The organism is Halorubrum salipaludis (assembly GCF_002286985.1).
In the GTDB taxonomy this organism is placed as follows: Archaea; Halobacteriota; Halobacteria; order Halobacteriales; family Haloferacaceae; genus Halorubrum; species Halorubrum salipaludis.
Genome location: NZ_NSKC01000016.1, coordinates 1 through 11,878, shown reverse-complemented (window position 1 = coordinate 11,878; position 11,878 = coordinate 1). Strand labels below are relative to the sequence as shown.

Below are 11,878 nucleotides of genomic sequence, written 5' to 3'. Positions count from 1 at the left end.
GGCCGCCGTTGTAAACGTTTTCGACTGGCCGGGCGAAATTTTGGCGTATCGGCGTCTCATCCGGGTGAACGGCGGCTGGTTCGGCTCTCCGCGCTCCGATCAGCGCCGGATCACAGGAACTCCCGGACCTCCGAGTACCACATGTCGTGGTGGTCGACCGCGCCGACCGCGTCCGCGACATCGACCGCAATCGCGTGCCAGCAGCGCTCGGAGGGGTCCTCGGCGTCGAGGTTGTAGGTCGCGTCGGCGCAGTTGCACTCCCCGTCTTCGACCACGTACTCGTCGTCGTGGCCGACGACGACGGTGAAGTCCCGGTAGCGCTTCACGCGTCCCTCCCCGACCGCCTCGATGGCGCGCTTCCCGCGGTCGCCGTGCTCGTCGACGACGGCCGCGGCGATCGGGCCGGTGAGCTCCCCGGCCTCCGCGATCGCCGCCCGCCAGTCGTCGACCGGCTCCATGCGGGCACGTTCTCGGGCGGTCGGTTAAATCCCGTCGGTCACCCCGGACCGACCGCGGGGCGTCTCGTGGGCTTTCGGGAGGACTTCCGGGAGAGCTTTCGGGGCGTGGTTTCAAGCCGCCTCGCCCCGTCGACGAGCTATGGCCGAAACGTGTCCGCACCTGGCGTATCGGACCGAGGGCGACGGGAAGTCGTTCGACACCGCCCGCGCGTTCTGTACCGTAACGGAGTCGTTCGTCCAGCCCATGCGCGCCGACGTCTGTAACGCGCGGTACGGGCTCGATCCGGCGGCGGACTGCGAGTTCTACGTCGATCCGGGTGCGTCCGACGGGAGCGAGACCGCCGACCGATGACCTACGACGACTACCTCGACGGGAAGCCGGCGATCATCACCGCGGCGCTGACCGGGGGCGTCCACGGGAAGGAGGCCCATCCGGACCTCCCGGAGACCCCCGAGGAGATCGCCGCCGCCGCGGCCGCCTGCGAGGACGCGGGCGCGAGCGTTCTCCACCTGCACGCGCGCCGCGACAACGGCGAGCGCGCCTTCTCGGTCGAGCGCTTCCAGGCGGTCGCCGACGCGGTCCGCGAGGCGACCGACGAGGCGGTGCTCCAGCATTCGACCGGCGGAACCGCGGCGCCCGACGCCCTCCGGCACGAGCCCCTGCGGACCGACCCCGCCCCGGAGATGGCGTCGCTCGACATGGGGCCGCTCAACCGGTACGAACGGCTCACCTCGGAGAACACCCGCGGGCTGGTGGCGTCGCTGCACGCGGAGATGCGGGAGCGGTCGATCAAGCCCGAACTGGAGGTGTTCAACGACGGGCACCTCAACGAGTCGCTCGCGATCCTGGAGGACCTGGAGGATCCGCCGTACCTGAACTTCCTGTTCGGCGGCGGCACAACGTCGCCGCCGCACCCGCGGAACCTGCTCAACCGGGTCGAGGCGCTCCCCGAGGGCGTCGAGTTCAACGTGATCGGGTTCGGGCCCCACCAGCTCCCGATGACGACGCAGTCGCTACTTCTCGGCGGACACGTCCGGGTCGGACTGGAGGACAACAGGTACTACGAGAAGGGGGAGCTGGCGACCAACGAGCGGCTCGTCGCGCGGGCCGCGCGGCTCGCCGAGGAGCTGGGCCGACCGGTGGCGACGCCCGGGGAGACGCGGGAGCTGTTGGGGTTGCGGGGTCGGTAGTCGCGCCGTTCTCTCCCGGACGTTCGATCGGCGGGGAGCGCCCCGATCGGCGACGTGTTTTTATACGTCGGGTGAGGGTGATACGGCAACACGATGCCACGCGAACAGTACCAAACGAAACTGGAGGGGCTCCGCGACGACGTGCTCTACATGAGCGAGCTCGTCGCGGAACGGCTCCGGATGGGCCTCGACGCCTTAGAGCGGCAGGACGCCGAGCTGGGCGATGAGGTCATCACCGGCGACGCCGAGATCAACGACCTGTACCTCGAACTGGAGGGGAAGTGCACGGACCTCATCGCCCTTCAGCAGCCGGTCGCGGGCGACCTGCGGTTCATCGCGGCGTCGTTCAAGATCATCACCGACCTCGAGCGGATCGCCGACCTCGCGACGAACCTCGGCGGGTACGCCAAGCGGGCCGACCGGGAGGTGTTCCCCGACGTGGACGTCCAGCGCATCGGCGACGACACGCTGGCGATGCTCGACGACGCGATGGCGGCCTACGCCGAGTCGGATCCGGAGCGCTGTTTCGCGGTCGCGGAGGCGGACGACGAGGTCGACGCGGCCTGCGAGGCGGCGAGCGACCTCGTCGTGCGCGACCTGATCGAGCGCGACGAGCTGCGCGACGATGAGGACGTGGAGGGGACGATGCAGAACGTCTCGCGGCTCCTGCTCACGATCCGCGACCTCGAACGCGTCGGCGACCACGCCGTCAACATCGCGGCGCGCTCGCTGTACATGATCGAGAACGACGACGAGCTGTTGTACTGAGCCCCCCTCGTGACCACCTACACCACCGAGATCGACGTTCGGTTCCGCGACATCGACGCGATGGGCCACGTCAACAACGCCGTCTACGCCACCTACATCGAGCAGGCCCGCACGGCGTACTTCCGCGACGTGCTCGACGCCGACATCTCGCGGGCGTCGACCGTGCTGGCGTCGCTGTCGCTCGACTTCCGCCGACCGGTCGAGCTGGTCGACGGCAGCGTCACCGTCACGGTCGACGTGGCGGAGATCGGTCGGTCGAGCACGACGATGACCCACGAGGTCCGGACCGGGGACGACATCGTCGCGGAGGCCGAGGCGACGCTGGTGTCGCTCGATCCCGACTCCGGCGAACCGGCTCCGATCCCGGACGCGTACCGGTCCGAGATGGCGTCGTATCACGATCTCTGAGCGGCTTCGCGGAGCGGGGGCGGAGCGAGGCGGAGCGGACGGGGCGTCGACTGCCGGACGCACACCTTCTTGACGCCGGGGCCGGATCGATCGGTATGAGCGTTCGACTGTACGCCCTCGACGGGTGTCCGTGGTGCGAGAAGGCGGCAGAGGCGTTGGACGACGCCGGCGTGGAGTACGAGACCGAGTGGGTCGACGCGTTACACTCCGACCGCAACGAGGTCAAGCGAGTCAGCGGCCAGCGCGGCGTGCCCGTCCTCGTGGACGAGGAACGCGGCGTGACGATGGCTGAGAGCGCGAACATCGTCGAGTACGTGGAGAAGAGCCTCGCATGACCATCTACACCGGCCGCGGCGACGAGGGCGACACCGACCTCCGGGACATGAGCCGGGTGTCGAAGGCGAGCCCCCGGATCGAGGCGTACGGGACGGTCGACGAGGCGAACGCGCTGATCGGGACGGTGCGCCCGACCGGCCACGACGATCTCGACGACCTCTTAGAGACGGTTCAGAATCACCTCCACGTCGTGCAGGCGGACCTCGCGAATCCGGACCCCGATCCGGAGGACCCCGCGGTCGAGACCGCACACGTCGAGACGCTCGAGGAACAGATCGACGCGCTCGACGACGAACTGGAGCCGTTGCGGTCGTTCATCCTCCCCGGCGGGGGCGAGTCGGGCGCCAGACTCCACCACGCCCGCACGGTGACCCGACGCGCGGAACGGCGGGTCGTCGAACTGGCTCGGTCGGAGCCGATCAACGAGACGGTCGTCACCTACCTCAACCGGCTCTCCGACCTCCTGTTCACGCTCGGTCGCGTCGCGAACGCGCGCGACGGCGAGCCCGAGGAGTCGCCCACGTACTGATCCCGGCGTTTCGATTTCGTCGAAATTCTCAGTACGTGACAGCGTTTGACCCGGTTGGGGTCACTATCGGCGCAGCTGTGAGCAATCTCGGGACTGAGTATTGCACGTTGATCGAGTGGTTGTTTATAAGCCGGATTGGGGTGTTGCTGGCGGCTGTTTATAAGTTCTAGACAGTGCGGTGAACGCCTCCAAAGCCCCAGCCGCGACGACTCGCGCGGCTTGCTGTGCTCCTCGCTCAGTCGCGTTGCTCCTTCGCTGCGGTGCTTATTGCGCCGTGCTTCGCCCTCGCGGCTGCCCCTTTGAGTCCCACCCAGCCCCGCACAGCACCGCACCTCACGCCTCCCCACCCTCGTCGGCGCGGCGCTTATAAGCGCCGCGCCGACTCCCTCGCGGGCTCCTCACGGTCGCCGGCGGCGACCGTTCGGAGGCGCGTCACCGCACCGGATTTATAAGCGATCGTCGCTGTCGCTCACGATCGGTTTAAATCCCGTTTCACTACCGACGATCTGCGAGATTCACTCCCGCCGTCGATCGATGGGCACTCTTCAGCGCCCGGCTGTTTCAGGGTGGTTTATATCTGAAGAAGAGAATTTCAACAGGGCCGACGTTCTCTCCTCTCTGCCGGCTCTCGCGGTGCGCAGCCGTGGCGTCGAACCGGTAACTGCGCGGCCAGGCCAATCTGTCCCCGCCTCACAGCCACAAAGGATATATCCGTCGCATACCAAAGGACAGATATGAGCAAACACTTCGAAGACGCACGGTACTACCTCGGTCGCGCGGCGGAACACGCGAAGGCGGGCGTGAAAGAGGAGCTGGAGCCGGTCGAAGCGCGAGTGAAAGACATCGTCGGCCGCGGCGAAGACGAGGAGCCCGAACCCTCGCGGCTGGACAAGCTCCAAGCGGACTTGAAGGAGCTCGAGGAGCGCGCGGAGGGCGAGGCCCGCGAGGCGGTGGCGTCGGCGCGAGAGCGCGTCGCCGAATACCGCGGCCGCGACGCCGCGAAGGCGGAGTAGCGAACCCGATCCGAGCGGGGCCACCGATTCGTACGGCCGACCCGCTACCCGCCTCTCGTAAAGTAACCCTTAAGTCCGGAGGTCGGATACGTCGACACGCGCGGGTTGGTGGTCTAGCCAGGTTATGACGGCTCCTTCACACGGAGCAGGTCGGCGGTTCGAATCCGCCCCAACCCATTACTGAAGGTTATTAATCTTCAGGAGGGACCCCTACGCCCTCATGCGATTTTGATTTTCAATCTCCTTCCGGCGTATGCTCCCCTGTCGTTTGTGTCCAAACTCCGGTACTGCGAGGGTTCACGTGAAAGGACAGGTGCCAGTCAGTAGAAACTTTCGGGTACTCACCCATAGCGTCGGCCTCACGTCTGCCGATATGAACCACAACCAACGGACTCGAATCGTTAGAAATAGCCGGTCGAGAAAGTCAGAGAAGGCCTACTCTACTTCACCGTTCTGGAGTAGATACCGACGTGCGCGCTGCGCCTCTTCCGACCGATTCTGAGAGAGGAGCTTCCCGATGTAGTGATAGACCCGCGCGACGGGTATCGTGACTTCCGAACCGGAGGGGCCAGCCACAGGCTCCTGCTCGATGACGGCCGTGATGTTCTCCTCCTCGTCCACGCGCACACGAGGGAAGTCCTCTGGCCTGTGATAGTCGGCGGCACCCTCGGGATGGTTCTTCCGACCTGCGACCTGTCCGAGGTGAATAAGAACACCCTGCTTGCCGACGAACGACGTGCCACAATAGGGACAGAGTCGCGCCACGCGTTCGGTGTCGCGCTCTTCGGGGTAGTTCATCTCGACGGGTTCCGACCCGACTGTTTCGAGGTCGTCGAACGAGATACCCGCCGGTACCTCTCCCTGCTCTCCGTGTCCGTTCCCGGCGGAGCGACGCACATGGAGATTAATACCGCGAGCCAATACCTCGTCTTCGCAGCCGTCCACCGGGCAGTTGACCGTCCGTTCGTCGTTTCGATGACCCTCGTCGTCGGTCATCGGTCGTCACCTCGGTAGCAACTGAAACACGGAAGTGCCTCCGCGTCTGGTCCCGGACACCACTCGGTACCACCTAAGCAGCGCGTGTTCTCGTTCTCGGTGAAGTCCTCGGCGACGACACCACCGTCCGTCTGAAGAACATCTGCGGCGGTCGTCCGTCCGGCGGTGCCATCACTCGATGAGGCCGGCGAAGTGGGCTCGTGCGACGTGGCGGCGTCGAGAACAGCTCGTCCACCGACTGTCGCCAGCGCAACCTTGTGTTTACAGTCCGGTTCTCGGTGGACATCCGCCGGACACTCACACTCCGCAGGGACGGGAAGACCGTCCCACTGCTCTATCCCAACTACGTACGAGTGCGCGGACTTCTCAACGCCGTAAGCGGCGTTGGTCACTCGAACTTGATACGGGCCTGCTACGCTGAACTCCCATGCTTCCCACGCGACACGCTTGGCAGTTTTTGAGGTGAAATCCAACTGTGTGACGACACGCTTTTCAGCGCCAGATTCGTTCGCTGTCATGGTCTTTGGCTCCACCGAAGACCACCCGTCCGGTGTGGCAGCACCGGGCGTTTTCACCGAACTACGCCCCGACGGGACGGGCCGTCTTCGTATTACTACCTTGAGCGGTATTAAAGATAAAAGTGACGATAGAAGTCTCAAAAGTTCGTACAGATTTAGTCACTACCTTAGAGGGTAATTGATTTTTATCTCCCTCTCGTAGCAGATGGTAATGAGCGATAACTCAACGCCCGGACGGAAGCCGCGTGTGACCGACGATGAACTTCTGGACGTGGTTCGTGGTTCGGATGACCCCGCCCTTTCGACCGCCGAAATCACCGAACAAATTCCAATTAAGCGCAGTGCTACCTACAAGCGACTGGACGCACTCCGCGAAGACGGCCGGCTCATCGGAAAGGAAATCGGCGGGCGAAATACAATCTGGTGGATTCCCGATGACCCCGTGGACAGTTAGTACATGAGCGAACCCCCGGTGGGGGTGAACTGTTGGTAACCCGGTGCGCGAAATTACTCTAAGTAAGTCAGAATTTTTAGCGAGTTGGCTGGCGCTCAAATTACAGCCTGAACTAATTTGAAAAGCGTGTGAGCATGGAGGGTAGGACCGTTGATACATTCTCAACTCCGCAATATTGAAGATAAATTATACTTAGCGATTTATATCACTTTTATAAAATACCTAGATGACCCAAGTCGACTATACAGTCGGTTCAGCTGAACTGATGAGTAGTTGGGACCGATGAGCCGGCGCAACCCCAGCACGCGGGCGGCTTGGGCGAAAGTGACCGAACAGTGGTCTCCCATTCAAGGGGATACCCAGTGGGCGGCCATTCAGTAAGGGGGGAAAATACAAAAGGGGGGCTACAACATAAGGGGTTGCCATTTGGAGGGGAAATCCAATTGAGTGGCTACTCAGTGGGTTTTTGCCTGATGATTCTCCGAATAGTGTAGTAACCCTCTATACTAAACCCGCTAAAACCCCGCTAAAACCCGCGGCGTCATCGAGTAATGGAACCGTTTAGGCTTAAGCGTTCAAGACTAATGCGTTGGGTTTAGAGGGGTATCCGTTCATGGGTATCTGTTGTGGACGGCGTTCGAGTGCGTCCACCCGAATTCCGGGTCCGCCCCACCCAGTGAGACGCTCTGAGAGGCAACAGCAAGCGCCAGAAGCCATTTGAAAGAGCTGGGAATGGTTTCCATTATCTTGCCTGAAAAAAGTCTGTAAGCGTACCTGCTATCGATTAGTGACTCTGCTGAGAGCATAATGTCATATACATTATTTTATTTGCTGTCCGCCATGTCTACTGGGTCCAATATATCAACATTTGTTCATTTTTATTCTGTCAACGTCTTTCCTCGGGGCCAAATCATCTACCCTTTACACACCCTCACAAAGGCAAATCAGTAGAAGGAGACCAATCCAGAATCGAATATATCCTGCCAACTGTCATATATCTTCGTGGCTAAATGTGAGTTTGGTACTGTTCTTCTCAAGCCACTGAATGTGTTCTTGATAGTCTGGACAATATTCTCGAACATGATTCCAGAACTCTTGTCCGTGATTCTGCTCAAGTAGATGAACCAGTTCATGAATGATAACGTAGTTTATGACTTCAGGCGGTGCCATCATCAGTCGCCAGTTCAGCCCAAGTGTACCAGTTGTCGAACAAGAACCCCACTTCGTACGCTGGTTTCGGACCTCAATTTTGTCGTACTCTACGCCCATTTCCTCAGCAAAGTAATTAGCCCGTTCCTCAAAGCGCTCTCGTGCTTTCCGTCTATACAGCGTTTCGAGTGCCCGCTTCACCGATGTCTTCTCTACATGATGACGGGCCAAGCGAAACATCCCTTCGTCGACACACGATGAGGGGCGGCGTTCAATAGTGACTTCATACTCTGAACCGAGATACGGGAATGTTTCACCCTCCTCGTAGTTTCGCTCGGGAATTTCCTCCCGGTATGCGTCGTACTTCTGCTTGCTCTCAACCACCCACACGGCGTTCTCTCTCAGCAGGTCTTCAGGCGAGGTTTGGTCGAACTTAGGGATGACGACTGTTACCCCATGAATATCCACATCGATACGCGGCTCTGCTGCGCCGTCACTCCGTCGAACGTCATACCGAACGGATTCACCTAATAGGTCAACTTGCCGTCGTTGGGTCTCAGCCATTGTTCTGGATGAGGTAGTTCCGAACTTCGTCTACGAAGTCGTCGTCATCCTGAATGAGATGACCGAGGTCGTGTTCGACTACCAGTACATCCAACAGTATTCGTTCGATTTCCGCGATGGTCTGCTGGTTCGTTTTCCAACCGTTGTAGCTCCGGTCGACACGCTCTCCGAACCGTGATACAATCGCCTCTGCGACAGCCTCGGCCTGCTCATCGGACTCAATGGCGTCGGGGACCTCCTCGGTTAGGTGAGTGTAGATAGCAAACTCGGCAGCACCCATCCCCTCCTCATCGGCTTCGCGCTCAACATTCAGTGCCTCCTTTTCAACAGATTTCAGGGCCTCAACTGCCTCGGGGTCACCAATCTCCTCTCCTTGCCAGCGCTCGACGATGTCTGTTACCCGCTCACTCAGACGTTTGTAGCGCGGGTTCTGATTCTCCCGCGGATGGAGGTGTTCACGAGTTGCGTGAGCAATCTGTGACGCTTTGACACCGGGGTTATCCAGCCCCTCAACGTCTTCGAGGTACTCTTCCCCGAGCTTGTACGTGGGGAAGTCGCGCTTGATGTCCCCGATTTCGACGTGGTCGTTGATTATCTCGCGTGTCTTCTCACGCATTTCCTCTTCGGGGTCGTCCTCGCCCGAGGTTGTCCGTTTGAACGCGACGTGAATCCGACTCAGCCACTTGTAGTCGCGCTCAATACCTTCACTCACGAGTCGTCCGTCGGGAGCGACAGCCTCGTAGAGGTTCTGGAGTCGCCGGAAGTTCTGTTTGAACTCGCGGCGTTCGGGGTGCGTACTGACACGCTCGACGGCTTGGTACGTCGCTTCCTGCGTGTCGTCCTTGTCGATGCCATCGAAGATGTCCATCACCCGCTCAACCTGCTCCACGAGTTCGTCGTAGAGTTCGTCCTTGTCGCGCGCAGCGTAGGCTTTCGTCTCGTCGTCGTAATCAAGCGCCTCGTCAATATTCTCGAAGACTCCTTGGAAGTCTACAATCTCGCCGTTCTCCTTACCGTCGGCGGGACGGTTGGTCCGAGCGATAGCTTGGAGGAGACTGTGATTCTTGAGATTTCGGTCAAGATATATCGTCTTGAGTATCGGTGCGTCGAAGCCCGTGAGAAGCATATTGTGGACGACGAGGAGCTTCGGATTCTCTTCTTCTTTGAACGCCCCGACGATGCTATCGCGCTCCTCTGAGTCTGTGTGAAACTGCTTGATGAGGTCGGAGTCATCCTTCGTAGATGTGTAGAGAACTTCCACGGCCTCCTCGCCCATCTGCTCCTGTAACCGCTCACCGTACATCGCCGCCGACCGTCGGCTCGGGGTGACAACCATCCCCTTCCAGCCGTTCGGCGAAAGGTGTTCGTTGTAGTGAGTATTGATTTCAGCGACCGCACAGGCTACTCGGGGTTCGAGTTCAGCCATAGTCCGGCTGGTGACGTTTTCCTTGATGAACTCTCGTTTCTCGTCGGTCGTCATCCCGCGGAACTCCTGCTCGAACTCCTCGTCAAGGCCGGCCTCATCGATGTCCCACTCCATCTCATGACGGAGGGTGAAGTACACAGGGAGAATTAGGCCATCGTCAATGCCCTGCTTGACCGAGTAGCGGTGGAGGTACTTTTCGCCCTCGGGAGAGAACTCGTCGAACGTATTCCGGTCCTCTGGCCGTTCCCCCTCACGGACGGGAGTACCGGTGAATCCGAAGTGGGAATAGTTCGTGAACGCAGCCTTGATTCGGCTCCCAAGGTCGGCCTCCATGAAGCGGTGCGCCTCGTCGCTCATCAGAATAACCTCGTCGTTCCCCTGTACGTCGGGGTCGACGTCTTCGAACTTCTGGATAGTCGTGAGGACGAGCTGACTGCTACCCTCTTCGATGAGGCGCTGGAGATGCTCGATACTCTCGGCCTCTATCCATCGCTCCAGTGAGAGGTTCGAGAGCTGGTTGCGCATTTGCGAGTTCAGCTTGTCCGTATCCACGATGACGAAGACCTGCGGGTTCCGGGCAACTGTTGGTCGTGAGAGAAGATTCTCGGCGGCATACAGCATCGTGAAGGACTTCCCCGACCCTTGTGTGTGCCAGATGAGGCCGCGTTTGTGGACGCCCTCGTGGACTCTATCGAGGATGCGATTGACTGCGTAATACTGCGAATAGCGCGGGATAATTTTCGCGTCTCCTCCGGCTCGACGCTCGTAGAAAACGAAGTGCTTGACGAGGTCGAGAAGGGTGTCGGGATTACACAGCGCCTTGACCGCCTGCTTCATCGCATTGTCGTCCTCAAACGCTTCCGGGGCGTCGTTCCACGGTTCGTAGAACTCCTTAGGCGCACCCACAGCTCCGTATCGTAGCTCCATCGTGTCGGCGGCGACGTTGAACAGACCGGGAATGAAGAGCCTCGGAGCGTCGTCCTCGTAGTCTTGGAGGTCGCTAACGGCGTCGTGCCAGTCGTTATCCTGCGCGAGACTTTTCAGCTCCATCGTCACGAGTGGAATCCCGTTGACGAATAGGTTCACGTCGGGCCGAATAGTCGTCTCGCGAGAGACAGAGAACTGATTGACCGCGTGGAAGCGGTTATTCTCTGGATTCTCGTGGTCGATGAGGTCTACAATGACGGTGTCTGTTGCGCCGTTCTCGCGTTGAACGCTGAACTTCTTTCCTTTAGTGAGTAACTGATGGAATGCGCGATTGCCGTCCATCAAGTGTTCCGTGTCGAGGTCGCGCTTCAACGAGGAGATGAATTTGTCTACGTTATCCTCGGTTACGTCCTCGTTCAACGCGACGACCTGCTCCGTAAGGAGGTTCCAGTAGGCGATTTCGTGACTGTCGCGTTTGTAGGCATCATCGAGAACGCCAGCACCTCGCCCGCCGTCTAACCCGTGTGTCTCCCATCCGACGCCGTCGAGCCACGACAGAAGCGACCGCTCGACGCCGCCCTCGGATGGGATACTAACCATATTTAGCGATTTCCTCAGGAACCTCTATGTTAGTGTTGGTCGTCCGGACTGTTCCCGACAGGAGGTCTTGTGTTAAACCGCGTTTGAGGCGTTGGAGCGATTCCTTGTAGCGCTCATTATTAGCGATTTCAGCATCCTGGCTTCGGAGTATTTTGGCAATTACTTTCTGCTCCTCAAGTGGTGGAAGTGGGATTTTTTGCTCTTTAATTGTTCCGAGATTCAGCGTCTTCATAGTTGAGCCTGGAGATTTTAGATGCCACACTTTCTCCATCACCGACCAGTTCATTAACTGTTCGTACGTGTTTAGCCCCAGCTGATTTCGTCACTGTCTCGTAGGAGGTGGCCTATGACAGACACATGGTCTGTCAGCAGAGAGTGAGTCTGTTTCCACAGGGATGGTCTCCGAGGACCGGAGACCATCCCGTTGGCTCTGCTGGTGTCAATTCGAGGTGGGAGTAGTGAACGAGGACGATCTCACCAAGGACGAACTCCTCTCACGCTTTCTCCAGATGGAGGAGCGAATCAACGAGCTGGAAGAGAA

13 protein-coding genes and 1 tRNA gene are annotated in these 11,878 nt (G+C 60.0%); 9 read left to right on the top strand and 5 right to left on the bottom strand.

Features of this window, described 5'->3' with window-relative positions; translation table 11 throughout:
- Nucleotides 1–110: 110 nt before the first annotated feature.
- A complete protein-coding gene (locus CK500_RS16100) occupies nt 111–458 on the bottom strand; it encodes a hypothetical protein (protein WP_095638204.1) in 348 nt (115 codons plus the stop codon).
- A 139-nt stretch (nt 459–597) separates the two neighbouring features.
- Here CK500_RS16100 and CK500_RS16095 point away from each other — a divergent pair, with 139 nt between their 5' ends.
- The 8 genes from CK500_RS16095 to CK500_RS16060 all read left to right on the top strand — a co-directional run bounded on the left by CK500_RS16095 (nt 598) and on the right by CK500_RS16060 (nt 4,880).
- The gene (locus tag CK500_RS16095; protein ID WP_095638203.1) at nt 598–810 is read left to right on the top strand and encodes a hypothetical protein; all 213 of its coding nucleotides are present in this window, start codon (nt 598–600) and stop codon (nt 808–810) included.
- Nucleotides 807–1,649 (top strand): BKACE family enzyme, encoded by an 843-nt coding sequence (locus tag CK500_RS16090; protein ID WP_095638202.1) that lies wholly within the window; start codon nt 807–809, stop codon nt 1,647–1,649. Before CK500_RS16095 ends, CK500_RS16090 begins: the two co-directional genes overlap by 4 nt.
- Before the next feature lie 93 nt (nt 1,650–1,742).
- The gene (gene phoU / locus CK500_RS16085) at nt 1,743–2,417 is read left to right on the top strand and encodes a phosphate signaling complex protein PhoU (protein ID WP_095638201.1); all 675 of its coding nucleotides are present in this window, start codon (nt 1,743–1,745) and stop codon (nt 2,415–2,417) included.
- Nucleotides 2,418–2,426: 9 nt separating this feature from the next.
- On the top strand, nt 2,427–2,825 hold the full coding sequence (locus tag CK500_RS16080; RefSeq protein ID WP_095638200.1) for an acyl-CoA thioesterase: 399 nt from the start codon (nt 2,427–2,429) through the stop codon (nt 2,823–2,825).
- 95 nt (nt 2,826–2,920) lie between these two features.
- Nucleotides 2,921–3,160, top strand: a complete 240-nt coding sequence (locus tag CK500_RS16075; RefSeq protein ID WP_095638199.1) for a glutaredoxin family protein — start codon at nt 2,921–2,923, stop codon at nt 3,158–3,160.
- A complete protein-coding gene (locus CK500_RS16070; RefSeq protein WP_095638198.1) occupies nt 3,157–3,690 on the top strand; it encodes a cob(I)yrinic acid a,c-diamide adenosyltransferase in 534 nt (177 codons plus the stop codon). Before CK500_RS16075 ends, CK500_RS16070 begins: the two co-directional genes overlap by 4 nt.
- A 734-nt stretch (nt 3,691–4,424) precedes the next feature.
- Nucleotides 4,425–4,703: a DUF7553 family protein gene (locus CK500_RS16065; protein ID WP_095638197.1), complete on the top strand. Its 279-nt coding sequence runs from the start codon at nt 4,425–4,427 to the stop codon at nt 4,701–4,703.
- Between the two features lie 102 nt (nt 4,704–4,805).
- Nucleotides 4,806–4,880, top strand: a tRNA-Val gene (locus CK500_RS16060).
- 258 nt (nt 4,881–5,138) lie between these two features.
- Here the strand turns inward: CK500_RS16060 and CK500_RS16055 are convergent.
- The gene (locus tag CK500_RS16055; RefSeq protein ID WP_095638196.1) at nt 5,139–5,699 is read right to left on the bottom strand and encodes a hypothetical protein; all 561 of its coding nucleotides are present in this window, start codon (nt 5,697–5,699) and stop codon (nt 5,139–5,141) included.
- A gap of 729 nt (nt 5,700–6,428) precedes the next feature.
- On the opposite strand from CK500_RS16055, the gene CK500_RS16045 reads away from it, so the two are divergent.
- Complete coding sequence (locus tag CK500_RS16045) at nt 6,429–6,671, top strand: hypothetical protein (protein WP_095638194.1); 243 nt, start codon at nt 6,429–6,431, stop codon at nt 6,669–6,671.
- A 990-nt stretch (nt 6,672–7,661) separates the two neighbouring features.
- Here the strand turns inward: CK500_RS16045 and CK500_RS16040 are convergent.
- Genes CK500_RS16040 through CK500_RS16030 form a run of 3 tightly spaced genes read right to left on the bottom strand, consistent with a single transcriptional unit; the run spans nt 7,662 to nt 11,608 of the window.
- Nucleotides 7,662–8,384 carry a M48 family metallopeptidase gene (locus tag CK500_RS16040; RefSeq protein WP_095638193.1) on the bottom strand — a complete coding sequence of 241 codons (723 nt, stop codon included), beginning with the start codon at nt 8,382–8,384 and terminating at the stop codon, nt 7,662–7,664.
- Nucleotides 8,377–11,337, bottom strand: coding sequence for a type I restriction endonuclease subunit R (locus CK500_RS16035; protein ID WP_095638192.1), 2,961 nt, complete (start codon nt 11,335–11,337; stop codon nt 8,377–8,379). The genes CK500_RS16040 and CK500_RS16035 overlap by 8 nt, the downstream gene beginning before the upstream one ends.
- Nucleotides 11,330–11,608, bottom strand: a complete 279-nt coding sequence (locus CK500_RS16030; RefSeq protein ID WP_158224054.1) for a restriction endonuclease subunit S — start codon at nt 11,606–11,608, stop codon at nt 11,330–11,332. Before CK500_RS16030 ends, CK500_RS16035 begins: the two co-directional genes overlap by 8 nt.
- Nucleotides 11,609–11,878: the final 270 nt, after the last annotated feature.